26 protein-coding genes and 1 pseudogene are annotated in these 25,019 nt (G+C 60.6%); 10 read left to right on the top strand and 17 right to left on the bottom strand.

Annotated elements, in window-relative coordinates:
- Positions 1-203: 203 nt before the first annotated feature.
- From N826_RS30445 to N826_RS30435, 4 genes are all read right to left on the bottom strand, one after another.
- On the bottom strand, positions 204-575 hold the full coding sequence (locus N826_RS30445; RefSeq protein WP_244619685.1) for a helix-turn-helix domain-containing protein: 372 nt from the start codon (positions 573-575) through the stop codon (positions 204-206).
- The gene (locus N826_RS46025; RefSeq protein ID WP_373866645.1) at positions 541-768 is read right to left on the bottom strand and encodes a BrnT family toxin; all 228 of its coding nucleotides are present in this window, start codon (positions 766-768) and stop codon (positions 541-543) included. The genes N826_RS30445 and N826_RS46025 overlap by 35 nt, the downstream gene beginning before the upstream one ends.
- 266 nt (positions 769-1,034) lie before the next feature.
- Positions 1,035-1,595, bottom strand: a complete 561-nt coding sequence (locus N826_RS30440; RefSeq protein ID WP_044435200.1) for a cytochrome c oxidase subunit 3 family protein — start codon at positions 1,593-1,595, stop codon at positions 1,035-1,037.
- 64 nt (positions 1,596-1,659) lie between these two features.
- Entirely contained in the window at positions 1,660-1,938 is a 279-nt protein-coding gene (locus N826_RS30435; RefSeq protein ID WP_044435198.1) for a DUF6522 family protein, read from the bottom strand.
- A 226-nt stretch (positions 1,939-2,164) separates the two neighbouring features.
- Here N826_RS30435 and N826_RS30430 point away from each other — a divergent pair, with 226 nt between their 5' ends.
- Positions 2,165-2,917, top strand: coding sequence for an SDR family NAD(P)-dependent oxidoreductase (locus tag N826_RS30430; protein ID WP_044435196.1), 753 nt, complete (start codon positions 2,165-2,167; stop codon positions 2,915-2,917).
- Between the two features lie 348 nt (positions 2,918-3,265).
- Positions 3,266-4,723: a cytochrome c oxidase accessory protein CcoG gene (gene ccoG, locus N826_RS30425; protein ID WP_044435194.1), complete on the top strand. Its 1,458-nt coding sequence runs from the start codon at positions 3,266-3,268 to the stop codon at positions 4,721-4,723.
- 67 nt (positions 4,724-4,790) lie between these two features.
- Here the strand turns inward: ccoG and N826_RS45455 are convergent, their stop codons facing one another.
- Complete coding sequence (locus tag N826_RS45455; protein ID WP_244619690.1) at positions 4,791-5,075, bottom strand: hypothetical protein; 285 nt, start codon at positions 5,073-5,075, stop codon at positions 4,791-4,793.
- On the opposite strand from N826_RS45455, the gene N826_RS30420 reads away from it, so the two are divergent.
- A complete protein-coding gene (locus tag N826_RS30420; protein WP_244619689.1) occupies positions 4,956-5,603 on the top strand; it encodes a Crp/Fnr family transcriptional regulator in 648 nt (215 codons plus the stop codon). The genes N826_RS45455 and N826_RS30420 overlap by 120 nt on opposite strands.
- Here N826_RS30420 and N826_RS30415 read toward each other — a convergent pair.
- The 8 genes from N826_RS30415 to N826_RS30380 all read right to left on the bottom strand — a co-directional run bounded on the left by N826_RS30415 (position 5,597) and on the right by N826_RS30380 (position 13,733).
- Complete coding sequence (locus N826_RS30415) at positions 5,597-7,207, bottom strand: cytochrome D1 domain-containing protein (RefSeq protein WP_052832303.1); 1,611 nt, start codon at positions 7,205-7,207, stop codon at positions 5,597-5,599. The genes N826_RS30420 and N826_RS30415 overlap by 7 nt on opposite strands.
- Positions 7,188-8,396, bottom strand: a complete 1,209-nt coding sequence (nirJ, locus tag N826_RS30410) for a heme d1 biosynthesis radical SAM protein NirJ (protein WP_044435186.1) — start codon at positions 8,394-8,396, stop codon at positions 7,188-7,190. Before nirJ ends, N826_RS30415 begins: the two co-directional genes overlap by 20 nt.
- 11 nt (positions 8,397-8,407) lie before the next feature.
- Positions 8,408-8,899, bottom strand: a complete 492-nt coding sequence (gene ahbB / locus N826_RS30405; protein ID WP_044435184.1) for a siroheme decarboxylase subunit beta — start codon at positions 8,897-8,899, stop codon at positions 8,408-8,410.
- A complete protein-coding gene (locus N826_RS30400; RefSeq protein ID WP_044435182.1) occupies positions 8,896-9,339 on the bottom strand; it encodes an Lrp/AsnC family transcriptional regulator in 444 nt (147 codons plus the stop codon). Before N826_RS30400 ends, ahbB (N826_RS30405) begins: the two co-directional genes overlap by 4 nt.
- The gene (ahbB, locus tag N826_RS45450; protein WP_044435180.1) at positions 9,339-10,364 is read right to left on the bottom strand and encodes a siroheme decarboxylase subunit beta; all 1,026 of its coding nucleotides are present in this window, start codon (positions 10,362-10,364) and stop codon (positions 9,339-9,341) included. Before ahbB (N826_RS45450) ends, N826_RS30400 begins: the two co-directional genes overlap by 1 nt.
- Before the next feature lie 3 nt (positions 10,365-10,367).
- Positions 10,368-11,528 carry a cytochrome D1 domain-containing protein gene (locus N826_RS30390; RefSeq protein ID WP_044435179.1) on the bottom strand — a complete coding sequence of 387 codons (1,161 nt, stop codon included), beginning with the start codon at positions 11,526-11,528 and terminating at the stop codon, positions 10,368-10,370.
- On the bottom strand, positions 11,525-11,749 hold the full coding sequence (locus N826_RS30385; protein ID WP_084721308.1) for a c-type cytochrome: 225 nt from the start codon (positions 11,747-11,749) through the stop codon (positions 11,525-11,527). The genes N826_RS30390 and N826_RS30385 overlap by 4 nt, the downstream gene beginning before the upstream one ends.
- A 190-nt stretch (positions 11,750-11,939) precedes the next feature.
- Positions 11,940-13,733, bottom strand: a complete 1,794-nt coding sequence (locus tag N826_RS30380) for a nitrite reductase (RefSeq protein ID WP_280178492.1) — start codon at positions 13,731-13,733, stop codon at positions 11,940-11,942.
- A gap of 385 nt (positions 13,734-14,118) precedes the next feature.
- Between N826_RS30380 and N826_RS30375 the strand changes: the two genes are divergently transcribed.
- Together N826_RS30375 and N826_RS30370 are read left to right on the top strand one after the other, a co-directional pair.
- Positions 14,119-16,134: a NosR/NirI family protein gene (locus N826_RS30375; protein WP_052832301.1), complete on the top strand. Its 2,016-nt coding sequence runs from the start codon at positions 14,119-14,121 to the stop codon at positions 16,132-16,134.
- Positions 16,131-17,135, top strand: coding sequence for an FAD:protein FMN transferase (locus N826_RS30370; protein WP_052832299.1), 1,005 nt, complete (start codon positions 16,131-16,133; stop codon positions 17,133-17,135). The genes N826_RS30375 and N826_RS30370 overlap by 4 nt, the downstream gene beginning before the upstream one ends.
- Before the next feature lie 96 nt (positions 17,136-17,231).
- On the opposite strand, the gene N826_RS40675 is transcribed toward N826_RS30370, so the two are convergent.
- The 3 genes from N826_RS40675 to N826_RS30355 form a co-directional block, all read right to left on the bottom strand.
- The gene (locus N826_RS40675) at positions 17,232-17,867 is read right to left on the bottom strand and encodes a hypothetical protein (RefSeq protein WP_052832298.1); all 636 of its coding nucleotides are present in this window, start codon (positions 17,865-17,867) and stop codon (positions 17,232-17,234) included.
- A complete protein-coding gene (locus N826_RS30360; protein WP_044435175.1) occupies positions 17,860-18,237 on the bottom strand; it encodes a hypothetical protein in 378 nt (125 codons plus the stop codon). Before N826_RS30360 ends, N826_RS40675 begins: the two co-directional genes overlap by 8 nt.
- Before the next feature lie 349 nt (positions 18,238-18,586).
- Complete coding sequence (locus N826_RS30355; protein ID WP_044435173.1) at positions 18,587-19,192, bottom strand: DedA family protein; 606 nt, start codon at positions 19,190-19,192, stop codon at positions 18,587-18,589.
- 689 nt (positions 19,193-19,881) lie between these two features.
- On the opposite strand from N826_RS30355, the gene N826_RS30345 reads away from it, so the two are divergent.
- Positions 19,882-20,526 (top strand): hypothetical protein, encoded by a 645-nt coding sequence (locus N826_RS30345; protein WP_044435169.1) that lies wholly within the window; start codon positions 19,882-19,884, stop codon positions 20,524-20,526.
- Between the two features lie 73 nt (positions 20,527-20,599).
- Positions 20,600-21,853: a cytochrome b gene (locus N826_RS30340; protein WP_044435167.1), complete on the top strand. Its 1,254-nt coding sequence runs from the start codon at positions 20,600-20,602 to the stop codon at positions 21,851-21,853.
- A gap of 266 nt (positions 21,854-22,119) precedes the next feature.
- On the opposite strand, the gene N826_RS30335 is transcribed toward N826_RS30340, so the two are convergent.
- Positions 22,120-22,683: a VOC family protein gene (locus N826_RS30335; RefSeq protein WP_044435165.1), complete on the bottom strand. Its 564-nt coding sequence runs from the start codon at positions 22,681-22,683 to the stop codon at positions 22,120-22,122.
- 500 nt (positions 22,684-23,183) lie between these two features.
- On the opposite strand from N826_RS30335, the gene N826_RS42125 reads away from it, so the two are divergent.
- The 3 genes and pseudogenes from N826_RS42125 to N826_RS30320 form a co-directional block, all read left to right on the top strand.
- Positions 23,184-23,846, top strand: a complete 663-nt coding sequence (locus tag N826_RS42125) for an ETC complex I subunit (protein WP_244619684.1) — start codon at positions 23,184-23,186, stop codon at positions 23,844-23,846.
- A gap of 236 nt (positions 23,847-24,082) precedes the next feature.
- Positions 24,083-24,316 carry a hypothetical protein gene (locus N826_RS30325; RefSeq protein ID WP_044435163.1) on the top strand — a complete coding sequence of 78 codons (234 nt, stop codon included), beginning with the start codon at positions 24,083-24,085 and terminating at the stop codon, positions 24,314-24,316.
- Positions 24,317-24,893: 577 nt separating this feature from the next.
- Positions 24,894-25,019: pseudogene (locus N826_RS30320) on the top strand (inorganic diphosphatase); the annotation flags it as partial.

Genomic DNA, 25,019 nt, shown 5'->3' with positions numbered 1-25,019 from the left:
TCATCCGCCGGGGCAGCCTGCCGCTGAACAGGCGTTCCGGATGAGGTCTGTCTGGTCCCGCGCTTGACGCCCTTGTCCGAGCACTCCGCCCGCTGCCGGATCTTGCCGCGCGCCGTCCATGGAGGATCCTGAACGGGATATGGCGCATCCAGGATCTCGGGGGCGGCGGAACCGGGAGAACCAGGCTAATGACGATCCTCAGATCATGCGGCCAGCAACTCGGCCACCTGTTTTGGATCACGGGCGATAACCTCCAGATAAGCCCGAGCAGGGGCGTCGGGCCGCTTCCGGCGCTGCTCCCAATCCCTCAGGGTTCCAACAGGAATACGATAACGTCCTGCGAACTCATCTTGCGTCAGGCCAAGGCTCTCTCTTAGACGTTTGACGTTGACCGCAGGACGGACACGACCTGATGCGATATCCTCGTCCGTGATCGGGTTGGCGTCGGGGTCCGCGTCGAGGCCGCGCTGAATCTCTTCCTCGGTCATCGCGTTCACGGCCGCCCAGTCAGTGCCAGTCTCGGGGAGGGGTTCGCCAGCTTCACGGTTGACGAAGATAGTATCTTTTCTGCTCATTACGATTCGCCTTCCAAACGGAAATCAGTTTGATCAGATCGGGCTCGAGCTCGGTCCAGACTACTGTCAGAACAGTTCCCTGGGGGATCTTCCCATAGGTGACCCATCGTTCTTCGGGATATTTCATCCGACCATCGAGTATTTCAAACGCGTCGGGATCCTCGTATGCCGGGATACCCTCAGCGAGACCCATCTTGTGGTCCCGGCGGTTTGAAGCATCCTTCTTGGGGTCCCACGTGTATCTCATGACCAAATGGTACGGCTAAGCCGTAGCTATGTCAAGTTCGGGAACAAGCCTTGACGATGTGCGTATCAATTGTTCCTTAAGTTGGCTACCATCAGCACGAGGCCGATCCCAAGCAGGCCAATGCTGCCCTCTCCTCCAGGTCTTCCGGCCAGCAGGGAAACGGCGGTGAGACCCATCAAGAAAACCCAGGTACGCGTCAGAACAGTCACGGTTCACCTCAGCAGATATACGAGGGGGTAGAGCAGCACCCAGATCAGGTCGATCATGTGCCAGAACGCGGCGCCCGTTTCCATGTTCTCCAGGCTGTCGCGCCAGGTGACTATGCCCAGGATAATCAGTCCCATGACCACGTGCAGTGCGTGGAAGCCGGTCATCAGGTAGTAGAGCTGGAAGAACATGTTGGTTTCGGGCGTGAAGCCTTGGCCGATCTTATCGGCGTATTCTACGACCTTGATAGCGAGGAAAACCAAGCCAAACGCCATTGCGCCAAACAGGGCGGCCCGGTGACCGCGACCTAAGGTTCGACGCTGTACCGCAATGGCGACAAGCCAGCCGCTGGTTACGAGGACCATGGTGTTCAATCCGCCGAGAAGACCGTCGAGATGAGCCTGTGAGGCATTGAAAGTCACTGGGTCAAGTGCCCGCGCCACCGCGAACCCGACGAACAGGGCACCGAACACCGCCAGTTCGCCCAGGATCAGGATCCACATCATGGGATTGCCGGGCAGGCTGGACAACGGTCCCCAGTCGGCAGTTTCAGCTTGCCCGCTCAACTCGGGGGAATCTAGTTCGGAAGAAAGTGAACTCTGTTCCTGTGTCCGAGCATTTGATCTTTCTTCAGGCGACATCGGTGACGCATCCATGCCTATCGACTGTCAGGATGGATTGACGCGCCCGATAGCGGAACGTCACCCGGTTTTTTCCAACATCCTCATCAGTACCGTACTCATGAACCTGATAAACGACGCCTTTTCTCAGTTCCTCCATGAAGGCTGCGGGCTCCAGTCCCAGGAGTGGTGCGACAGCCTCGGCGTCGAACACGAGTTCTCCGGCCGCATCATGCCCGGCCACCTTCCTACCGATGATCTCTGTTGAACCTGTTTGCAGTTCTGTCATGACATGCCTTTCCGAGGATAGGGGACAAGCCGGCCTTAGCTCATCAGGGAGATTTTCCACTTGATAATTGTTAAGTAAGCGGCACGCTTTTTCGGCCTTCGAGGACAATAAGCCGGAACTTATCTGTCAGAATTGATCGTAGTCAAATCGTGGTCACCAATATCTGCTATCAATCTACCCGGAAGCTCGCTTAACCAACCTTTCACCGAAGGACAGGAGCCTGGGAATGTCGAGGGTGCTCGAGGGTAAAATCGCCGTCATAACCGGCGCCAGCAGCGGGATCGGCAGGGCGATATCGGAGCGCTATCTGGCTGCAGGTGCGCGGATAGTCGTTTTTGCCCGCGACCCGGAAGCGCTGGAGTCAATCCGCGCCACCGCTCCGGAAGCTGTTCTCGTTGTTGCCGGCGATGTCACAAAAACAGCCGACTTGCAAAGGTTGGTGGACGACACCGCATTGCACTACGGCAACGTCGATATCGTCGTGCCAAACGCCGGAATGGCTAAGGTAGTGTCCTTCGCGGACAGCACCGAGGAGGCAATCCACGAGCAGTTCAGCGTCAACTTCGTGGGCGCCGTACAGACTGCCCGGCTGTTTCTGACACACATCAATAAAGGTGGTTCGATCCTGTTCAACACCAGCTTCCTGACGCAGGTCGGTTTTCCCGGTCTCGCTATCTACAGCGCCAGCAAGGCAGCCCTGAAATCGGTTACCCAAACACTGGCGGCAGAGCTGGCGCCGCAGGGCATCCGCGTCAACGCAATAGCCCCCGGGCCGATCGCTACCCCGCTGTGGGGCAAGGTCGGATTGCAGCCCGACGTGCTGCAATCCGTGGCGGGGCAGATCAATGCACGGCTAATGCCCGGACAGTTCGGCAAGCCCGAGGATATCGCCGAGATGGCTGTCTTCCTGGCTTCCGACGCCGCCCACAACATCTACGGGCAGGAAATCGTGATCGACGGCGGATACACCGTCGGTTGATCCATAGGGGCGGCTGGGTTCGAAACGCTAGCCGCCTCAAAATCAATCGTTCACGATCGCACTTCCACTCTATCTCTGGTTAATATTGCGTTAACCATCCTGTGAAATTTTCTGCTCCCTCCCCATGGCTTGTCTGAGTCATGGAAAATGTCTGGTATTGCCGCAAGGAAATAGGGCCTATGGCCACGCGCGTTTGCAATGATACGATCATCTTCCCGGCGTGGGATGGCATGGATCAATCGAGGCGCAAGTTCACGACCTGCGATGAGCCTCAGCAGAGCGACTATTCCCTCGAGACAAGCTTCACAGCCGAAGGCGGTTTCCTTTATTCTGCAGGAGGCTGGTGATATGCCGGACGGATCAGCGCCGCCCAAGGCCGGGCCCCAGCTCTATGCCAACCGAGCCAAGATATTCCCGAAATCCGTTTCCGGTTTTTACCGGCGGCTCAAGTGGCAGATGCTGTGGTTACTCCTGGCCTTCTACTACGTGGCGCCGTGGCTCCGGTGGGACCGCGGGGCCGGGGCGCCGGATCAGGCCATCCTGGTCGATGCCGAGCAGGGCAGGCTGTTCTTCTTTATGATCGAAATCTGGCCGCAGGAAGTCTACTACCTGACCGGATTGCTGATCATGGCCGCGATCGGTCTATTTCTTGCGACATCACTGGCCGGGCGTGTGTGGTGCGGGTATGCCTGCCCGCAAACGGTCTGGACCGACCTCTTTATCTGGGTCGAACGACTGATCGAAGGCGACCGGGCTGAACGGATCCGCCTCGACAGGGCGCCCTGGACCTTTGGTAAACTGGCCCGCCGGACTGCCAAGCATACCGCCTGGGTTCTGATCAGCCTCGTGACCGGCGGCGCCTGGGTCATGTACTTCACGGATGCACCGACACTCCTCTCAGACGCGCTCAATCTCGATGTATCGGCCACGGTGCTGACCTTCGTCGGCCTGTTCACCGCAACGACATATCTGCTGGCCGGCTGGGCGCGTGAGCAGGTCTGCGCCTACATGTGCCCCTGGCCGCGCATCCAGTCGGCCATGCTCGACGACCACAGCCTGGTTGTGACCTACCAGGCATGGCGCGGCGACCGGCGCGGGGCCAGGCGCAAGTCCGAGAGCTGGGACGAGCGGACCGTCAAGGGCCTTGGCGACTGCATCGACTGTTCGCAGTGCGTCCAGGTCTGCCCCATGGGGATCGACATCCGTGAGGGCTGGAACGGCGACTGCATCAATTGCGGCCTGTGCGTGGACGCCTGCGCCCCGATCATGGACACGGTTGGGCGGCCGCGCGGGCTGATCTCCTACGACACGCTCTCCAACTCGGCGGCGCGCGCCGAGGGTCGGCCCACGCACTGGACCGCCATCCGTCCGCGGACGGTCGTCTATGCCCTGATCCTGCTGGTTATCACCGCAATCATGTCAGGCACGCTGCTGCTCCGGCCCCGGCTCGACATCTCGATCGAGCGCGACCGCGCGCCGCTCTTTGTCGAGCTTTCCGACGGCGCGATCCGCAATGGCTACACGGTCAAGATCAGCAACATGACCCGCAGCACCCGCAGCTATGCCTTGAGCGTCACCGGTGTTCCGGAAGCGGTCGTTCAGGTAGTCGGGCATGATCAGCAGGAAGGACCGGTCGATATCGAGGTCCGCTCCGACTCCATCGCCACCGTCCGCGTCACCGTCAAGGCTCCGCGCGAAGTACTGAGAGCCGCTTCCACCGGCATCGCCTTCAGCCTGGTGGAGGGCGCAGGTGGCGAGACGGCGGTCTACGACAGCGTCTTCCTAGCGCCTGAACCGATGCGGTGAGACGCTGCGCGATGGGCGAATGGAGGCCACTCCAGGGACATCATGACTGCACCATGCCATGCGGCTTTTACGAATTTCTGATCGGCGGGGCCGGAAAAATCAATAATGCTCCCGCCGCTTCCTTGAAGAGGAAAAAATGGTTGACCCCTCGATCCTTAGAGACGCGGAACTGCTCCAGGGTCTGGACCCGGCTGCGCTTGAGACGATCTTCAACGCCGGGCAGATCCGGCGGATAAAGAAGAGAACACGGATCTTCAGTCAGGGAGCGCCCGCCAAAAGCTGCCATCTTCTGATCGAGGGTCGGACCAAGATCGTTCAGTCCGGACCCGATGGCGAACAGGTGCTGATCCATCTCGTAGGGCCGGGGGAAATGTACGGCATCGCGGCGGTGTTCCTGCGCACGGGATATCCGGCCGATGCCTTCGCGATCACCGACTGCACGGACCTGCAATGGTCGGCAAAGACGATCAAGGAGCTGATGCTGGCGTATCCGCTTATCGGCCTCAACGCACTTGGCATCGTAGCTACGCGCTACCAGGATGCCCAGCACCGCCTGCGGGAAGTCGTTCACCAATCGGTCGAGCGCCGCATCGCGCACGCGGTGCTACGGCTTGTGCAGTATGCGGGTCGCCGCGTCGGTCATCATATTGAAATCGAGGTGCCGCTGCTGCGCCAGGACATGGCTGAACTGGCTGGAACGTCGATGTTCACGGTCAGCCGGGTCCTCAACGAGTGGGAAGCCAGGGGCATCGTCGATGCGAGCAGCCGCCGGATCGTTGTCCGGCAGATACACGCGCTCACTGCCATTGCTGAAAGAGCCGGGGATCTTAAATCGCGTCCAAAACCGCACACCGATTATCCCGACTCCCGACTTCAGTGACTGGTTCCATCCGACAGGTTGATCTTGTTGAAGACGTTGTACTTTCCGGAAGGCTTGACCATGGGCAGGCGCTTGACCTCCTTGAACGTCGCGGCGTCGTAGACGATCACGGCGCCGTCCTGCTCCCACAGGCTGACCAGGACGAAGCGGCCGTCGCGGGTGAACTCGGCATGGGCGAACGTCTTCCCGGGTTCAGGCCTGAGTGTCGCCACTATCTCCAGCGTGTTCTTGTCGATGACATGCATGACATCCTTGTTCGGGCCGAAGAACACGTCGGCCCAGGCATAGGGCGTGTTCTCGTGGCTGCGCAGGAAGAATCCGGGGCCTGCTGTTTCTATCCGCTTGATGACGCTCCAGTCCTGCATGTCGATAATGCTGAGAGACCCTTCCTTCAGGTTGGGCGTCGCCATGACGGGACGGCCCTGCCAGGTCCAGGTGATACCGGAGCCGAGGTGCGGCAATCCTGGAATATCGATCGTCGCGATTGGGCGGCCGACATCTAGGTGAACGACAACTGCCTTGCCGGCATCGCGTCCGGATCCCAGCAGATGGCGGTAGTCCGGGTCGAAGAAGAAGTCGTCGAGCGGTTGGTCAAGGGCAATGCGGCGGGCGCCGAACTTGCCGGGCTCGGCCACTCCCTCGATCATGCCGGTCTCGTAGCTGTGAACGAGGCCGCGGTAGATTGGCTTGGCATCGTCCCGATAAGAAACCTCCCAGAGCTCCGGGATGTCCTTGAGAGCGACAATGAAGCTGCCGCGTGGGCGGGCATCGTAGACGGCGCTGACGCGCGAGCTTTTCTTGCCCGCACGGTCGGTGGTCGGAATCACCTTCAGCGGCTTCAGGTCGGCGGCATCCAGGATGACCAGGCTGTGCGGCAGGTAATTGGCCGCGGCGACGTAGCGGCCGTCGCTTGACAGCGCGATGTTGCGCAGGTTGATGCCGGCGCGCGCTTCAGCGACTGTCGTCAGGTTGTAGAGGTCGTACTTGGTGATCCAGCCGTCGCGCGATCCGAAGAAGACGTAACGGCCATCGCCTGAGAATTTAGGTCCGCCGTGCAGAGCGTAGCGGCTGGGAAAACGGTGGATCGGCTCGAACCGGTCGCCGTCGAGGATGGTGACATGGTGGTCGCCGCTTTCCACGACGACGAACAGGTTCAGAGGGTCCGCAGAGAAGACCGGCTTGTGCGGCAAGGCCGCCCCGCCTTCATTGAAGATGCGCGATGCCTCGATGTCGGCCATGGTCCAGTTGGGGGTGGACGGCAACGGTGTGTAGACCAGTTCCGCCAGGGCGGTGATCTGTTCCGTACTGAGGCGATCCGCAAAGCCTGGCATCTGCGTAGCGGCCCGACCATGAGCGATCACCTCTTCCGCCACCTTCTTGCCAAGCCGGCCGAGACTTTCCGGCAGGAGGGCAGGTCCCTGGCCACCAAGGCGGGCGACCCCGTGGCACGAGGAGCAGTGCTCCAGGTAGAGAGCGGCCGCGCCATTGCTGCTCCGTTTATCCTGTACGGCAGGATCAGGGATTTGTTCGGCGGCGAGGAGCGGTCCGCTGGTTCCAATCAGAAACGCCGCGATGGCGCACAGGCTAATTCGCCGCGACTTCATGGGACTTCCTGCTCCGGTAAGGTGTCAGCTGCACGCGGGGTTGGCTGTCCGTGACACCGATTTCCCCATCGGTCAGATAGCATCCGGGATCCTCGGCCCAGGCGTTGCCGGTGAGCTGCAAGGCCCTGACCCGGGTGTTGCCGCCGCAGATGTCGAAGTGAATACAGGAAGCGCAGCGCCCCCCGATCGTGCGCGGAAATGCCTTCAGCCCTGCCATGATCGGGTCGGACACATCCGGCCAGATCTCCGAGAACGGGCGGTCGCGGACATTGCCGAGATTGTAGTGCCACCAGAAGGTATCGGGATGGACATTGCCCAGATTGTCGATGTTGGCGACATTGACGCCGGACGAGTTGCCGCCCCACTGTACCAGCTTGGCACGGAGGTGATCGACCCGATCGGGAAAGCGATCGGCCGCCCACATCAGGAGATAAACGCCGTCGGCTTCGTTGTTGCCCGTGACGAACTCCTTGCCGTCACCGCGTTCGGCGCTCTTCCAGGCTCTCTCGAACAGCAGGTCCATGGCCGCCCGGGTCATCCCGAAATGAGCGTCATCCGCGCGATGCTTGTTGCCGCGGCCGGCATAGTTCAGGTGCGACAGGTAGAACTTATCGGCACCCTCCCGGTCCATGAGATCGAGCACGGCGGGTAGTTCATGGAAGTTGTCCTGGGTCAGGGTGAAGCGCAGGCCAACCTTGATTCCGCTCTCGAGGCACAGCCGGATGCCGCGCAGCGAGGCGTCGAACGCGCCGTCGCGCCGACGGAAGCGGTCGTGCGTCGGCCCGATCCCGTCGAGGCTGATGCCGACATAGTCGTAGCCGACTTCCGCTATCGACGCGATGTTGGTCCCGTCGATCGGCGTGCCGTTGGTGGACAGGCCGACATAGAAGCCCATCGACTTTGCGCGGCGCGAAACCTCGAAGATATCGGGGCGCAGCAGGGGTTCGCCGCCGGACAGGATCAGCACCGGCACCCGGAAGCGCTTGAGGTCGTCCATGACCTCGAAGACCTCGGCGGTACTCAACTCGCCCGGAAAATCGACGTCCGTCGAGATCGAGTAGCAGTGCTTGCAGCGCAGGTTGCAGCGCCGGATCATATTCCAGATCACGACCGGGCCGGGCGGGTTCCGCTTCGGGCGAACCGGCGTCGGGTCAAGCAGTTCGTGCATGCACTGGGTGATTCGCAGCATGGGGAGATCTCCTATCCGACGATCCGCAATCCGGTTTTCTTGAGGATGCGCGTGCTGTAGAGAATGCTGTGACCGCGGTCGGCGGAGCCGATCAGGTCGGCGATCGCCGCCACCTTATCCTCGACTTCGGCCCGTGTGCGGCCATGAACCATGGCAAACAGGTTGTAGGGCCACATCGGCAGATGACGGGGTCGGTGGTAGGCGTGGCTGACGAAATCCAGGGCGCCGACCCGGCGGCCGATCGCGCTGATATCCTCGTCCGGCACATCCCAGACCGACATGCCGTTGGCGCGGTAGCCCAGGGTGTAGTGGTTCGGCACGACACCGATCCGTCTGATGATCCCGGTCTCGAGCATCCTCCTCAGCCGGTGCATGACCTCCTCGGCCGGAATACCGAGTTCACTGGCGAGCTGATGGTAAGGCCGTTGGACCAGCTGCAGGCCTGCCTGGGTCGCCTGGATGAGTCGGCGATCCATGGCATCGATGGGTGTATCCTCGCTCATGCCTCGAACCTCAGGCCGACGAAGAACTCCTCGAGCTTGCGCATGTCGTGGACCACCAAGCTGGTTTCGGAAGATATTTCGGCGAGCACGCGCTCGATGTCGCTGGGCCGCTCCGTAGCAAGCACGAACCACATGTTGAGATCGTGATCGCGCTTGTAATTGTGCGCCACTTCCGCATGGGCATTGACCAGGGCAGCAACCTCTTCGAAGCGCGCTGCCGGTGCAGACAGCGCCGCCAGCGTCAGACCGCCGCCGAGCCGTTCGGCATGGTACATCGGCCCGAAACGGGACAGCACGCCCGTCTCCAGCAAGTTCTCGATGCGGTCGATCAGGTCCCGCTCCCCGATGTCGAGTGTCCGGGCCACATCGAGGAATGGGCGCTCGGAAACCGGAAAGCCACCCTGCAGGGTGTTGATGATGCGGCGGTCGAGATCGTCCATCAGGCCGCCTCCCGGGTCCGGCAAAGTGTGGCGCCGCGCTGCTTGAAGCGGCGACGGCTGAACAGCACGGCGTGCTGGATGTCGGCAAGACCGGGCAGGGCGCGGATGGCACCCACCTGTTCCAGGACGGTGTTCCGGTCACGGCCATGGATCATGCAGAACAGATTGAAGGGCCAGTCCGGCAGGCGGCGTGGCCGCCGGTAGCACAGGGTGACGAAGGGCAGGGTAGCCAGCCGGGCGCCGACCTGATCAACCGAGTGGTCGGGAACGTTCCAGACCACCATGGCATTGGACCGGTATCCCAGTTCGTGGTGACGGACGATGAGGCCGCATCGCTTGATCACGCCGCAGGTCACGAGCCAGCGAAGCTCTCTGAGCAATTCGCTCTCCGTGACACCAAGCCGGGCCGCCGGCTCTGCAAAGGGGCAAAGCGTCAGGGACAGCCCGTCCTGCACGGCCGAGAGAACATGACGATCCTGCCCCGTCACGCGGATTGTCAGTCTGGCTTTCGGATCCGGAGTTTTGCATCTGTCTTGGAACAACTCCTCATCGGAGGCCAGCGGAAATCCAAGATCGATGTGGTAGGCGGCTTCCAAGGGGAGATCCAGCACTGCGTATCCGGTTTCCCGCTCGATCTCCCGCAAGGTTGTCTGCCGCGTCTTCGCATTCTCCGCCGCGACGACGAACCACAGGTTCAGCCGGTGTTCTCGCTCGTAGTTGTGGTTGACTTCGGGACGGGCACTGACCCTGGCCGCTACCGCCTCCAATTCGTTCTCCGGAATGGCCATGGCGGCGAGGGTGCTGGCACCGGCCGTGTTGGGGCGGACAATGAAGCCGACACGGCTCAACACTCCAGTTTCATGCAGCCGATTGAGCGCCTCCAGAACCTCAGACTCGCTGCACCCTGAGGCGTCAGCCATGGCCTGATAGGGCCGCGGCACCAGGGGCAGGTCACGCTGGAATGCGTTCAGCAGCTGACGTTCGATGGGCCGTAACGGCACGTCGCAGATATTTTTCAGTTCCATGATTCAGTACCCGATCCGGTGAGCGCGCGCGGTCATGAAGATGCCGCTGGGCTTGTCGGCCGGCAGCGAGCCGAGCAGTGCCATGCTGCGAGTGTCGTAAACATCGACCCGGTCGGCGTCGCGCACCGATATCCAGACCTGCTCGCCGCGCGGGGTGAATTCCAGGTGAAGCACCGCCGGTCCGGGTTGGATGCTGTGCACCACCTTCAGGGTGGCCGCGTCTATGACCTGGACCGTGTCGTTGGCGGGATGGGCGAAATTGACCCAGATCTGGCGGCCGTCGGGCCGGGCTACGGCGAAAACCGCCTGACCATGAACCGGGATTCGGCCGACCTCCTGCCAATCATTGTCCATGTCAACGACCAGGATCTCGTGCCGGCCGACGGCGGGGAGGAAAGCGTTTTTCCCCGCGATCGCGACACCCTCAAGGTGCGGCATCTTGTAGACGGGCAGGGGCTCCTCGCCGCGGCCGTACCCGTCGAGAATCCGCCGCACGCCCTTATCGGGATGCCAAAGATCGAGCAGCGCCATCCCGTCCTCACCGAACAAACCCGCCACGTAGTAGCGGCCATCCGGTGTGATCAAGGCGTCATAGGGATTCTGCCCAATATTTGGGTATTTCGTAATTTTGGGAGCAGCTGGAACGCTCATGTCCACCAGCCAGATCTCTCCCAGATCGTACAGGCTGAAGACGAAGCGCTGGTCCGGAGCATCAACCAGGCCGACTACCTTGGACCCGGTTGGGATGTCGGCCAGCGGTTCCAGCGTTCCGGCATCGAAGACCCGCACACCGCCCGGCTCATAGTTCGAAACGGCAACCAGCTTGCCATCCTGGGATATCGCACCGCCGATGCTGTTGCCAGCCTGAGCGACGCGCTTCTCCAGATTTCCGGTCAGCAGGTCAACCTTACTAAGGCCGCCATCGCGTCCGAAGACATAGGCATACCGCGCATCGCGCGAGAATACCGCCGAGGCATGACTGAGGTCACCAAGCTCGGAAACGCTGGCGAGTTTTGTCCGTTGGCTCGAATCGAAGATCTGAATACGCCCGGCGGCACGTTCCACGACGATGCCGAGATCCCCGGTTCCGCGCTGATCCGCGGACGCGGCGTAGACTGGTGCGGTCAGGAGGATCGCTCCCATGAGAACGCCAAGATAATTCATTTCAATCCCTCACGCAGTCGGTCAACCAGCCATCGTGCCTCTTCCGGCTGCAACTCGAAGCGCCATGGCGGCATCGGTTTTCCCGGCACACCGTCGAGGATGATCCTGGCCAGTTCCTGGTCGTCCTTGCCCGTCAGGGTGTCGGGCAGCAGCGGCGGACCCAAGCCACCTTTCATGGTCAGGCCATGACAGGAGCCGCAGTCATGCTTGAGAAGCGTCATCAGCTCGGTCTGCCGGACAGGCGTCGGGGGCTCGGCGCCGAACGAAGCACCGCACGCCAAAAACACCAAGGACACGATCAGAAAGAGGGCTGGTCGAGGATGCGAAAATCGGAAAAACCGGAATTTGCCCACGGCTCACCTTTGGTCAAGGCATTCGGCGGACCATACGGCCCGCCGCACAAAGGTCAGGTCAGTAGACGTCCTTCTGGGTGTTGTAGACATTGAACTTGCCGGTCGGGGTGACCAGCTTCGGGTCCTTGATGACGTGCTTCAGCTTGCGGGTCTTGTCATCGACGATGACGATGGCCGACTGCTGGTCCTTGGCGTTCCACACCGAGAACCAGACCTCGGTCCCATCCTTGTTGTACTCCGGCTGCACGACGCGGCGCGTCCCCTCGGTGATGCCGGACCACTCGCCGATAGGCAGGACCTCGTATCCTTTGTCCAGGTTGTCGATGTCAAACACCGCCACGCTGGCGGCGATCTCGGCTTCAGGATTGAGAGGCGTGTCAACCCACAGGTTCTTGGAATTGGGATGGGTCTTGATGAACAGCGAGCCGCCGCCCTGACCCTCCAGCTCCTGCACCACTTTCCAGGCCTGGTCAGGGTGCTTTTCCGGATCGGTGCCGATCAGGCTGATTGCTTCGCTGCCGAGATGACTGGTTGACCACACCGGACCGAACTTGGGATGGATGAAGTTGGCGCCGCGGCCGGGATGCGGCGTTGTGCTGGTCTCGACCAGGGCCATCAGTTTGTTCTCCTTGGTGTCCACCACGCCCACTTTGTTGCGGGCGTTGGCGGCAACCATGAAGTACCGGCCGGTGCGGTCGAAGCCGCCGTCGTGAAGGAAGCGTTCGGCCTCGATGTTGGTGATCTTGAGGTTGGTCAGGTCGTCGTAGTTGACGACCATGATCTTGCCGGTCTCCTTGACGTTGACGATGAAAGTTGGGCTGAAATGGGACGCCACGATCGCGGCGACGCGCGGCTCGGGATGGTAGTCCTGGGTATCGACGATCATGCCCCGGGTCGAGGTGATCTTCATTGGCTCGAGCGTGTCGCCGTTCATGATCACGAACTGCGGCGGCCAGTAGGCGCCGGCAATCGCGTACTTGTCCTCGAAGCCCTTGAACTTGGACGTTTCGACCGAGCGTGCTTCAAGACCGATCTTGACTTCGGCAACCGTGTCCGGCTTCTCCATCCACAGGTCGATCAGGTTGATTTTGCCGTCGCGGCCGATCACGAAAAGATACCGGCCCGAGGCCGAAATGCGCGAGATATGCACGGCGTAGCCGGTCGGCAGAACACTGACGATCTTGTAGGATCCGCCATCGATCAGGGCGATCTCGCCGGTGTCGCGCAGCGTCACCGAGAACAGGTTCTCGACGTTGATGTCGTTCATCTTGCGGGTCGGCCGCTGTTCCGGCGGAATGATGACCTTCCAGGTCTCCCGCATCTCCTTCATGCCGAACTCGGGCGGCGTCGGGGGATCGTTGAGCAGATACTTCGCCATCAGCTCGACGTCTTCCTTCGGCAGATCTCCCGAGGTGCCCCAGTTCGGCATGCCGCCCGGGGAACCGTAAGTGATGAAATCGCGCAGGTAATCGAAACCGAGTTCGCGTGTCAGATCAGGTGTCAGCGCCTTGCCGGTGGCGCCGCCGCGCAGCACGCCGTGGCACCCGGCGCACCGCTCGAAGTAGATTTTCTTGGCTTTTTCGAATTCCGCCTGGCTGAGCTGCGGCACGCCGGGCTTCGCCCCCGGCTGCTCGGTGGGGATGTCCGACAGGATGTTGTGTTCCGGCTGGTACTGGTCACCCGGCTGGGTTCTGTGGACATCCTCGGGCTTCGACTTCTCTGCCGTGTTCGAGCCTTTTACCGGCTCATCGACCGAATTCTGCCGGTCCTGCTGCTGTTGCGCCATGAGGCTGGATGGGCCGAGTGCAACGAGCGCAGTGATCGCCACTCCAGCCATAAGCTGCCTGACCATCGTCTGCATCCTCTATCCTCCCGATAAGGTTCGAGCCGGCTGAGTAGAGCACGAATTTTCGAGAGAAAACTTGCTGGGGAGCAAGGTATGGGATCGAAAAAACATCCAGAATGCTTTTTGAGGCAAGAAACAGAATAAATCAATTTCTCCGCAAATTCGGAGCATGCTTTCGGCCAATCACAGGCTGCTGCAAATGAATATAAAAGTTAGCACTGTTTTGCTCCAGATCTCCATGACTGCGCGGAGGATCCTGCTGCAGTCCGCGCTCCCGCTGCTTCTTTTGCTTGTGGGGATTGTTCTTGCCTGTCCTGTGGCAAAAGCGGCCGAGCCCCGGTTGAGCGAACTGGCGCTCGCGTTTGCAGATGCGGACGGTTTTGGTGAAAGGATGCCGCAGATACCTGTCTATCCGGCCTACCGGAATGGCTCGATAGCGGGTTATGCCTTCTTCAGCGCTGACATCATGGACAGCGCCGGCTACTCGGCCAAGCCGATGAATGTCGCGATCGGGCTCAATCTGCAAGGGCGGATCGTCGGGGCCCATCTGGTCGAGCATCATGAGCCGATCCTGATCCTCGGGATCACCGATGAGCACCTCCGAACCTTCGTGGCGCAGTACCGCAATGCGGACATCCGGGAACCGGTCAAGCTCCGCTCCGTCTCGGGAACGGACAGCGTCTCCCGGGCGGTCGATGGCATCAGCGGCGCCACGGTGACGTCCCTGACGCTGAACAGCCTGATCGTCGGAACGAGCCGGATCGTGGCGGACGCGCTCGGACTGCTTGGGAACCGCACGCCCGGTTCCGCGGCGGTGCTTCGGGATGAGTTCCAGCCAGCAAGCTGGGCCGACCTGCGCGCCGACGGCTCGATTGCCGCACTGACGCTCACCACCGGTACGGTGCGTGAGGCCTTCCGCCGTCAGGGGGCGGAGAACCTGCCGGGCTTGGACGCTCCGGCGGACAGCAACTTCATCACGCTCCATGCCGGGCTGGCATCGCCGGCTCGCATCGGCCGCAATCTCCTTGGTGACCGTGCTTACGCCGACCTGATCACCAATCTTGGCGCCGGCAGTTCCCTGATCTTCGTCGGCGCTGCCGGTCTCTATTCCTTCAAGGGAACCGAGTACCGGCGGAGCGGCGTATTCGAGCGGGTGCAGATCGTCCAGGGCAGCAGGACTTTCGCGCTGACTTCAGGCCAGCAGCGGGCGATCGAGAAAATGCCGATGCAGGGGGCTCCGGAGTTCCGCGAAACGGCCCTGTTCGTGATGCCTGAGGACAGCGGTTTCGATCCCGCAGCTCCCTGGCGCCTCGATCTGCTGGTGACCCGGACCTCTCCTGAGCGCGGAACCGTCTCAGAGGTCTTCAGTCTTCCGTACGATCTGCCGGCACGCTACCGTTCAGCCGCAGCGCCGGCAGTGGCACAGGCCGACCTGGTCAGCGTCGATTGGCGCGAGGTCTGGTGGAGCCGGCGCGCCGACATCGGGATCCTGGCCACGATCCTTGTTGCCCTGACTGGGATCCTGGTATTCCAGGACGTGCTCGCCAAGCGCCCGCTGCTGTGGAACCGCCTGCGCGTCGTGATGCTCACGATCACCCTGTTCTGGATCGGCTGGTACGCCCATGCCCAGCTCTCGGTGATCAATGTCCTGACCTTCACCAATGCGCTTCGCACGGAGTTCGACTGGACATTCTTCCTGCTCGATCCGCTGCTGTTCATCCTGTGGAGCTTTGTCGCAGTGGCGCTGTTGTTCTGGGCGCGCGGCGTGTTCTGCGGCTGGCTGTGCCCTTTCGGGGCGCTACAGGAACTGACCAACCGGTTGGCCCAGGCGCTGCGGGTACCGCAGATCCGGGTTCCTTTCGGGCTGCACGAGCGGCTCTGGCCGATAAAATATATCCTGTTCATCGCGCTGTTTGCGGTATCGCTCACGTCGATGGAGCGTGCCGCCGTCTATGCCGAGGTTGAACCGTTCAAAACGGCGATCACGCTGCGGTTCATGCGCGACTGGGCCTGGGTGGCTTATCCCGTGGTCCTTCTGACCGCCGGCCTGTTCATCGAGCGCTTCTACTGCCGCTATCTCTGTGCTCTCGGCGCCGCTCTGGCGATCCCAGCCCAGCTTCGCATGTTCCGGTGGCTGAAGCGGCATCCCCAGTGCGGCCGGGAATGCCGGATCTGCGAGCAGCGCTGTCCGGTGCAGGCGATTCATCCGACCGGCGAGATCAATCCCAACGAATGCATCCACTGCCTGAAGTGCCAGACCCTCTACTACGATACCCATACCTGCCCACCCATGATCATCCGACGCAAGAGGCGCGAGGGCAGGGCAGGCGCCGGGGCGACACGCGGGGTCGCTTCCGGCGGCGATCCCGCGAAGGCGGCCCAGGATGCTGCGGAGGTCAAGCCATGACCCTGATTCCCGGATCGGCCCGAAGCAACGCCATCCCGCGCCGGCGCTTCCTTCAACTGCTCGGCGCCGCAGCCGGCTGTTTGCTTGTGCCGCAAACCGACGCCAGCGGTTCAGACGCTGGCAGTTTGCGTCACGAGTGGACAGGCACCGCCCTGGGAGCAGTGGCGAACATCACCCTTTTCCATCCCGATCGAGGAGAGGCCCGGTCAATCATCCAGGCCTGTCTTGCCGAGATCGCCCGCCTAGAAGCCGAGTTCAGTCTGTTTCGTCCAGACTCAGCCCTGTGCCGGCTGAACCGCGGCGGCGTTCTCGAATATCCCAGTCTGGACATGCGCCGCCTGCTGAGCGAGGCGGTGCGCTTCGGCGACTTCAGCGACGGACACTTTGACGTGACGGTTCAGCCGCTGTGGCGATTGCTGGCGGCGCACAGGGCGGCACGGACTGTGCCACCGCAGGAAGAGCTTCAGGCGGCACTGGCATTGATCGATTATCAGCGGATCGATATTGGGGTCCGACGGATCCGCTTCGCCCAGCCGGGCATGGCGGTCACGTTGAACGGCATCGCCCAGGGCTATGTGACCGACCGGGTGGCCGAACTTCTCCGCGCCAGGGGCATCGAGCACGTCCTGCTGGACCTTGGCGAGATGAGGGCTCTGGGTCCCAAACCGGACGGCCGGCCGTGGCGCATCGGTGTCCGCGATCCTGTCAGGCCTGACCATGTGCTGCAGGAATTAGATGTCATCGACTGGGCGGTTGCCACATCGGCGGCAGGTGCCAACCTCAACATTCTCGATCCCCGAAAAGGAGAGGGAAGGGCGCTCTACTCCAGCGTCACCGTCGTGGCACCAAATGCGACCACGGCTGATGCATTATCGACTTCCCTGTACCTGACGCCGCCGGACGAAGTAGAGGGGCTGGTTGGAAAAAGCAGTCAGGCTGCGGCGCTGCTGGCCGGCCCTGGCGGGATCCGCGTTGTGGAAAATGGCATAGTCTTTCTTTGACAGGCATACAAAGAGTTTCGTACTCAGGATCCTATGCCTTCCCAGTATTAAAGCTATACCTCACGATAATTAGGAAAATCCGGTTTTTACCAGGCATCACGGCTTCATCTGCGGCGAGCCCGGATACAACGCCCGGATCGTCTCGGCATCCGGAAATATGCCGTCCTTGAGCCATCTTGCGACCTTGTGCGGCAAGGCGATCACGACGCTCCTGTCGGCCGAGCTGTAAATGGCGACCTCCGCGAGATCAACGCCCCTGCGCTCGGACCGCTCAAGAACCTCGGCGTGGGTCTGGTCGGTCACGTAGCTGCTCACGGCGTTTGTGGCCAGAACATGGGCACGGCCGGCCAGTGCCGTTTCAAGCGCGGTCTGCTGGCTGTGACCCAAGGCCATGAGTCCGGTGCCGCCGAGCACGAGATGGACCTCCTCCAATTTCGGTCCGCTCTGGGCCATGCCTGCCATCCCGTCGGCGATGGCCATGGCGGATTCCTTCCTGAACCCCAGGCTTTCGAGCGAGTCCGCCATGTCATCCAGCATGCCCAACGACACCACCATCTGAATGGCGGCAGTCTCGTTGCCGCCATTCTCGATGCAAAACATCAGAAAATAGCTCGAGGTCTCGTAGTGACTGTCCGGCCCAATGGACTGACTTCTCGGTGTCGATCTCTTGTTGAACTTGAGCACGACCAGCAGGTGGGTGTCGAGGCACAGACGCAGGACGTCATCAGCCATTCGAGGACCGCTTTTTCCGGACATCTTGCACGACCTGGACGAAGTCGATGTTCTCAAGGTCCAGGCCGCTGACGGCCGCCGCCCGCTCGGCCTCCTCGCGACCGCGCGCCGCAGCAATGTTGATCTGCGCATTGAGGAGCGCACGCGTGACTTCGCGCAGTGCGGCGTTGACCTCTTCCGGCGTCCCCATCACCTGAGCCTTTCTCCAGGCGGCGTGAGCCTGCTCGGGCAGAGCCAGGTAGAATTTCGTGGCTGCGGCAACGAACTGAGCCGGTGTATGACCCTCAAGGGCAGCGGCTCTCTCAACAGTCGCCGCCACATCGCCGTCAACCCAGGCCGAAATCGATTTGCCTGCCGTCCTAGTCGCCATGAGATCCTCGTAATCCTAGAGTTCCTTGAGGATTGTAGCATAGGACAGGTGCGATTTCAACGAATGCAGCCGATGTGGCGCCAGCCTGATAGTGAAAGATCGAGGACAGTCAGACATCGACGGCCTGATGTTGCAGGGAACGTGATGCCTGACTGTCCTCGACTGGGAATGCCTTAAACCCGGGTGGGCAGGTAGATTTGCCGGCCCATCGTCTCGAACTGCTCGGTCTCGATCCGGTCGATGCGATCCTGCTTGGCTTAGAGGATCTCATTGGCCAAGTCGCACGAGGCGTAGCCCTGGACACCGCCACGATCCGTTCCAGCAGATTTCACCAGCAGGGGACAGTGGCTCAGCGTGCTTTCTGAGGCTGGAAAGTGATGACACGGTAAAGGTACCAGACCACGATCACGCCGAAGATGACGTTGGACACCGGGTTTACCCAGCCGGAAACCTTCTCGTACTGCCCCTCAAGCAGGTACCCGCACCCGGCGAGAAACCCCGTCCAGATCGCCGAGCCCAAGGTGGAGTAGGCGAGAAACCTGCCAAGCCCCATCCCGGTGATACCCGCAGGGACCGAGATCAGCGTCCTCACAGCCGGGATAAGGCGCCCGATGAGCACTGACTTCCCGCAATGTTGCCGAAACCAGCCTGCGGCTTCGTCAATTTCGGCGGGCCCCAGTGTTAGCCAGCGGCCATGGCGCGCGGCGAGACGTTTCAGGCGCTCATAGCCGAGCCAGCAGCCCACGTAATACCAGAGCACCGCCCCAGCCACCGAACCGACAGTGCCCGCCAGCACCACCATGAACAGATTGAGTTCGCCGCGGGCAGCGGTGAAGCCCGCCAGGGGCATGATGAGTTCCGACGGAATTGGCGGGAACACGTTCTCCAGAAGCATCAGAAATGCAATGCCAAGATAACCGCCCTGTTCCACCAAGCTTGTGACCCAATCGAACATGATTCCTCCCTAAATCTTGCCTAAAACTTCCTGAAAGCAACAGATGCGCTCTCCTGAATGTTTCCTAGGCTGAAATCCGGACTTCGAACAGATCGCTGCTAAGTGTGATAGTTTTCTTGCTTAGGCGAACTTTCAAAAACCCTTTTTGTGCCCAATAAATCTCACGAAACAATTGATCTGGTTCAAAATCTTATTTTTCAGAAAGACCCCTCCCTGTACTGAAGGTCAATTCTATCCTCATAAGTGGCAATTTTCATTCCGCCCCGTTAGACTCAAGGCTATCCTTCCCCTTGCTCTTGAGGAGCGATATGGCAGAAGATTTCAACGCGCTAATCGCCCAAGTCCATCAGGACCGATCGTACCGCCTGTTCGCGCGTGCAGCGGTCCTGACACCCCGGCGCTGTACGGTTATCAGGGCGCAGGAGGGCAAGGCGCCCGCTGACGCTCCTCGAGAGCGTGGCCTGACTATCATGCAGCGAATGCGCACCCTGTGGAAGAGACCCGACTAACATATAGTACAGGATCCCGATCTTCTGATCGCCGACCCCGACAGAATGATCAAACTGGAAGTCCTGGCGACGGCGACGGCGCCGGCAACGGAGAACGCGAGCCTGATGCCAGCTTTCCAATAGGCCAGGGAAGTGTTCAGTTGTGTTTCGGACAACAGGGGAATGGGAGGAGAGCGGGCCATGAACCACCGGGAGTGCCTGATAGGGAATGTCCGCCGACTGATCAGCCCGGCCTGCGTCGAGAATTGCTACACGATGGCCCAACGTGTTCATCTCGACGATGGAGTCATCGCAGATCTGCTTGTCATGAACGGCGCCGAGCCTGTTCTGGCTGTGGTGGTCACCGAGCATACCGATATGGCGGCGCTGGTTGATCTTAAGTCTACGCTTCCCCGCCTCACGGCGCATCCCTTGGAGCCTCGGCTGCACCTCATGGTTCCGCAGGCCGACTCACCGTGGGAGAATTCAGGGTCTCCGGGCTGGTCATCGCTAAACCAATATGCTAGCGCTCGAAGCAAGCAGTCCATCCGCATCGATGTTCTCGGAATAACGCTCGAGCTGGACGCGGTGTATGCCGGTTTGACCCAGAGTCCGCCATCACCTCACTATTACCGGCTAGTAGTGGGGTTCGGGTTGCTGAGCGAAGACAATCCCAGCCTGGCGGACCTGACCGATGGTATAAAGAAGATGCTGGACACGGCACGTGCCAGAGGCATGATGACGCCTGGTTCAGAACGACTCGTTTTCTTACGCTGGCATCTGGAACATCCAGAAACCGGAATAATCATTGAGCGGTCGGTCCTGCCGAAGGATAGCCACGACTGACAAGGGGCAAAACACAGGGAGCAGGGAAGTACATCCAGAAGACGCTGGGATCCTTTATGAGGAGACATCGGCCATGGAAAATACCCGGTTCAAGAATCCACTGGTTCGCTGGATCGACAAGCGATTGCCGATCTTCAGCATGATGCATCACGAATATGTCGAATACCCGATGCCGAAGAACTGCAACTACATGTGGAGCTTCGGCGCCCAGTCGATGATCTCGCTCGTGCTGATGATCCTGACCGGCATATTCCTTGCCATGCATTACTCCCCCAACACCGAAGATGCGTTCAATTCCGTTGAGCGCATCATGCGGGACGTGAACTACGGCTGGCTGCTGCGCTACCTGCACGCAAACGGCGCCTCGTTCTTCTTCATCGTCACCTACATCCACATCTTCCGGACGCTCTACTACGGCTCCTACAAGTCGCCCCGGGAGGTGACCTGGCTTCTGGGCGTGATCATCCTGGTTCTCATGATGGCGACCGCCTTCATGGGTTACGTCCTGCCCTGGGGCCAGATGAGCTTCTGGGGGGCGACGGTGATCACCAACCTGTTCTCCGCCTTTCCGATCATCGGCGATCATATCGTGACGTGGCTGTGGGGCGGCTTCGCGGTTGACAACCCGACGCTGAACCGGTTTTTCGCCCTGCATTACCTGCTGCCGTTTGTTATCGTCGGGGCGCTGTTTCTCCATCTCGCCGCGGTTCACGTTCACGGCTCGAGCAACCCGGTCGGCATCGACACGCAGGGCCCGCAGGACAGTCTGCCGTTTCACCCGTACTTCACGATCAAGGACACTCTGGCGTCCTGCTTCTTTCTTCTCTTCTTCGCCGTGTTCGTCTTCTTCATGCCCAATGTGCTGGGGCATCCCGACAACTACCTCCCGGCCAATCCGCTGGTGACGCCCGCCCATATCGTGCCGGAATGGTACTTCTTGCCATTCTACGCGATCCTGCGCGCGATCCCGAACAAGCTGGGCGGCGTGCTCGGCATGTTCGGCGCCATCGCCGTGCTGGCAGTGCTGCCGTGGCTCGACACCTCGAAGGTGCGCAGCGCGCGCTACCGGCCGGTGTTCAAGTGGTTCTTCTGGGCACTGGTGATCTGCGTGTTCGTGCTGGGTTATGTCGGCGGCCAACCGGCGGAAGGGATCTGGATCCCGATCGGCCAGGCGGCGACGGCCTGGTACTTCGCCCACTTCCTGATCATCCTGCCGCTGCTCGGCTTGTTGGAGCGGCCGAGACCGCTGCCGGCCAGCATCGGTGAGTCGGTGCTGCACGGCGGCGGAACACTGCTTGGTTCCAATCCACGCGGACCGGAACGGTAATTTCCGCGCAGAGCGACGAAGAAGGATTGGAGCTGGACGCGATCGGCAAGTGAAGCCATTCGTCCAGCTCCTTCTATCGGTGCTGCACCGTGATTTCTGGTTTGTCTAACCCGGCGCCATGATTTCCGGTCCGTCCAACCCTGCCACGATAAATTCAGCGATCAGTGACGTCACGTATCGCCGAACGGCACGAGGGCGATGTGGATACTTACCTCCTGCTCGCTGGATGTCCCCCGGCGCACTCCGATGGTTGCCGGCGCTCCTCTTTACGGATCGTGCACCTCTCCAGGCTCCTGGAATTCAGGCCTGGGACTCTCCCCGGCCTCCTTCAGAAGGTCGTCGAGATCCAGCCTCCGCGTGAACATCGCCAGCTCGCCGCCGGAGGTGCGCGGCCATGTCTCAGGTGGACGGTCCCAGTACAATTCGACGCCGTTCTGGTCCGGATCCCTCAGGTAGAGCGCTTCGCTGACACCATGATCGGAGGCGCCGTCGAGCGGGATGCCTGCCCGCATCACGCGGCACAGAGCGTCGGCGAGAGTGGCCCGCGTCGGGTACACGATGGCGTGGTGGTAGAGTCCCGTCGTGCCCGGCGGCGGGGGCGAGCCGCCCAGGCTTTCCCAGGTGTTGAGACCGATATGATGGTGGTAGCCGCCCGCCGCGATAAACGCCGCGCCCTGACCGTAACGCTGGGTCAGTTCGAAGCCGAGCACGCCGCAGTAGAAGCCGAGGGCGCGGTCGAGGTCGGCGACCTTCAGGTGGACGTGACCGACCCGTACGCCGGGATCGACTGGACGTTCCGTTCCTGATGGTGGGTTGGCTTGCTCAGGCATCTCAGAACCTCCCAAAAGAGCGTCTTGGCGCTGATCAGTCCCCTGGCATCCTCAACAAGTCATCGCCCATAGGGTTGCTGTTCCGTCGCTGGGAAGGCACACCTTATACTATCTGGCGAAGCTGATCCGGCCAACGATCCGCTCAGCTCAGTCTCCTTGGATCGTGTCCGGATGGTTCGAGGAAAATGGAGCAATCCTCACAGTCACTGTAGAAATTTGCTAGGGGATGCTCATCATAAAAGGCAATAGCTCTTCTGCCAAGCAAAGTCTAAAGCTATTTTTCTAATTCATTTTTAAAGGAGTTATTCATACTTATTCTGAATAAAATCATAGTTTTCCTTCCTTTAGGAATAAGCACAACTTGAACAATGAACCTTTAATAACGACATTAGATATGAAGATGATGAAGAAAAGCTGATGCGAGATCAGCTGATTGCGACTTGAATTTTGTGTTGCTGCTACGGTTTCTCGCGCTGCTGCAGCTTCAGGAGGTTCCACTTATGCTCAGCATTCACTTGCCTACCGATCGGCGCCATCGCTGGGATGGCCGCAGACAACGCCAGGGTCCGGTCACGATGGCGCATCCTGAGGATCTCAGGACTGACAATATCGCCCGCAGGACACCTTTTTTGCCGGGGACCTCGCGGCCGGTAGGCGGCGCGGTGCCGACTGCGCGCATCTTTCGACCGGCCCGATCGGTCATGTCTTCGGGACAGCGCCGGAAGCCTGTATGGGTGCTGGAGTTTGAGCCGACCGCGCCGCTGATACCGGAGCCGTTGATGGGGTGGACCAGCAGCCAGGACTCGCTCTCGCATGTCCGGATGGGCTTTCCCGATCGACAGAGCGCCATCGGTTTCGCCGAACGGCACGGCTGGCGTTATCAGGCCGATAAGCCGCCGGTGTCGCGAGTCCGGCCGAAGAGTTATGTCGCGCAGTTCAAGTACGTCCCGCCGTCACCAAAGCCCGCGCAGGCCGAGGGTGGAACGATCTTCGCCGCCCGGCGAGGCGCGGAAAACCGGCCCGTGGTTCCGCAGGGTGACGAACGACACACCGGGACCAGCAGAACAACTGATCCCGTCAGTGTGCCCGATCGTGTTGACGAGGCTGGGTTTGATTCGTTTCCGGCCAGCGACCCGCCGTCCTGGAACGGCTCGATCGCCTGATAGGGTGTACCTCTGGGTGCACGAGTTCGACCCGGCAACAGACTTCTTTGGCGCTGGCGGGTGGAAGCCGCGCCAGGACGGCATGGCCGTCTGAGAAGCAGCTGGGTCGCTTCGCTTTGTCCTTTTTGTTTGCCGTCTGGTTGCGGGAGCTCGTCCTGCGACCGGGACGCGAACTTTGTTTGCCCCGTTGCGCCGTCAAATGATCATGGCCAGCGGCTTGTGAGGAGTTCTATCCGATGACCGATAACCAGAGAATGAGAAAGGCCGGTTACGACCGGGGGATTTCCCGTGAGGAGTACAGAGGAGGCTATGACCCCGGCTTCCTTACCGGCGGAGATGGCTACCGTCGCACGGGCAAGGACCGTGACGGATACGGCGGCGACGCCCCTGCTGATGAGCTGGGCGGTTACGACCGGGAGATATCCCGCGGGAAGTACAAGGGTGGCTATGACCCCGGCTTCCTTGGTTAAGTTGTTCGCAGCAGCACCGACGGCCCGTCAAAGCCCAACAAACGATACCAATAAACCTTGGGAGCGCAACACCTCCCCGTATTCAAAGGAGTGGAATAATGACTGGTTCAATCGAAGTAGACTATCAACCTCAACCAATTTTCACCAAACATATCGAGCAACCAACATTTGAATATACTTCCAATCGCTTGAGAAACCGAGATGTAGATAACTACGCTCTTAAAATGGGTCTTCTAATCAGGGTTGGAGCGGTAGCACTGTTTATGGCCGTCGCCTCGGTCGCGTATTTGTTCGGCCTTTAAGAGGCCGTCTGTGCGTGACGTCGCCATCAAGGCTGAGCAAAGCAATGGCGGGATCGAGCAACGAACAGCAGCGTAGCCACCCCCGCGGAGATACTTATTCCCGGTGACGCCAGTTACCCTGGAAATCAGAGTTGCATCCGATCCGCCTAATGGCAAGTCTGGCTCAATTTCAATCTTTACCCTAAACTCCGACGTGCGCCCGGCAGATGGCGATGACTCGGCCGGGATGGCGCGTCAAAAAAGGGCGTAACCGATCGGAACCGAGGGAACAGTTCATGGATATGTCGAAGATTCCAGTGGGTCAGAATGCACCGTGGGACGTCAATGTCATCATTGAAATTCCGATAGGCGGCGAGCCGATCAAGTACGAAGTGGACAAGGCCAGCGGCGCGCTGTTCGTG

Origin of the sequence: Skermanella aerolata KACC 11604, assembly GCF_000936425.1 — a bacterium.
GTDB classification, from domain to species: Bacteria; Pseudomonadota; Alphaproteobacteria; order Azospirillales; family Azospirillaceae; genus Skermanella; species Skermanella aerolata.
Note: the sequence above shows the minus strand (reverse complement) of the source record. Positions and strands in the feature narration are given on the sequence as shown.

Coding starts and splice junctions, on each gene's coding strand:
- N826_RS30400 (WP_044435182.1), bottom strand. CDS start 9,339: ATGGACGATCTCGACCGCCGCATCATCAACACCCTGCAGGGTGGCTTT.
- N826_RS30415 (WP_052832303.1), bottom strand. CDS start 7,207: ATGAAGTCGCGGCGAATTAGCCTGTGCGCCATCGCGGCGTTTCTGATT.
- N826_RS40675 (WP_052832298.1), bottom strand. CDS start 17,867: ATGGCTGATGACGTCCTGCGTCTGTGCCTCGACACCCACCTGCTGGTC.
- N826_RS30435 (WP_044435198.1), bottom strand. CDS start 1,938: ATGACAGAACTGCAAACAGGTTCAACAGAGATCATCGGTAGGAAGGTG.
- N826_RS30390 (WP_044435179.1), bottom strand. CDS start 11,528: ATGAATTATCTTGGCGTTCTCATGGGAGCGATCCTCCTGACCGCACCA.
- N826_RS30355 (WP_044435173.1), bottom strand. CDS start 19,192: ATGTTCGATTGGGTCACAAGCTTGGTGGAACAGGGCGGTTATCTTGGC.
- N826_RS30375 (WP_052832301.1), top strand. CDS start 14,119: ATGCCGCAGATACCTGTCTATCCGGCCTACCGGAATGGCTCGATAGCG.
- N826_RS30445 (WP_244619685.1), bottom strand. CDS start 575: ATGAGCAGAAAAGATACTATCTTCGTCAACCGTGAAGCTGGCGAACCC.
- nirJ (WP_044435186.1), bottom strand. CDS start 8,396: ATGCTGCGAATCACCCAGTGCATGCACGAACTGCTTGACCCGACGCCG.
- N826_RS30370 (WP_052832299.1), top strand. CDS start 16,131: ATGACCCTGATTCCCGGATCGGCCCGAAGCAACGCCATCCCGCGCCGG.
- N826_RS30340 (WP_044435167.1), top strand. CDS start 20,600: ATGGAAAATACCCGGTTCAAGAATCCACTGGTTCGCTGGATCGACAAG.
- N826_RS46025 (WP_373866645.1), bottom strand. CDS start 768: ATGGGTCTCGCTGAGGGTATCCCGGCATACGAGGATCCCGACGCGTTT.
- N826_RS30380 (WP_280178492.1), bottom strand. CDS start 13,733: ATGGTCAGGCAGCTTATGGCTGGAGTGGCGATCACTGCGCTCGTTGCA.
- ahbB (WP_044435184.1), bottom strand. CDS start 8,899: ATGAGCGAGGATACACCCATCGATGCCATGGATCGCCGACTCATCCAG.
- N826_RS42125 (WP_244619684.1), top strand. CDS start 23,184: ATGCTCAGCATTCACTTGCCTACCGATCGGCGCCATCGCTGGGATGGC.
- N826_RS30345 (WP_044435169.1), top strand. CDS start 19,882: ATGAACCACCGGGAGTGCCTGATAGGGAATGTCCGCCGACTGATCAGC.
- N826_RS45455 (WP_244619690.1), bottom strand. CDS start 5,075: ATGGATCAGCACCTGTTCGCCATCGGGTCCGGACTGAACGATCTTGGT.
- N826_RS30430 (WP_044435196.1), top strand. CDS start 2,165: ATGTCGAGGGTGCTCGAGGGTAAAATCGCCGTCATAACCGGCGCCAGC.
- N826_RS30360 (WP_044435175.1), bottom strand. CDS start 18,237: ATGGCGACTAGGACGGCAGGCAAATCGATTTCGGCCTGGGTTGACGGC.
- ccoG (WP_044435194.1), top strand. CDS start 3,266: ATGCCGGACGGATCAGCGCCGCCCAAGGCCGGGCCCCAGCTCTATGCC.
- ahbB (WP_044435180.1), bottom strand. CDS start 10,364: ATGGAACTGAAAAATATCTGCGACGTGCCGTTACGGCCCATCGAACGT.
- N826_RS30335 (WP_044435165.1), bottom strand. CDS start 22,683: ATGCCTGAGCAAGCCAACCCACCATCAGGAACGGAACGTCCAGTCGAT.
- N826_RS30325 (WP_044435163.1), top strand. CDS start 24,083: ATGACCGATAACCAGAGAATGAGAAAGGCCGGTTACGACCGGGGGATT.
- N826_RS30385 (WP_084721308.1), bottom strand. CDS start 11,749: ATGACGCTTCTCAAGCATGACTGCGGCTCCTGTCATGGCCTGACCATG.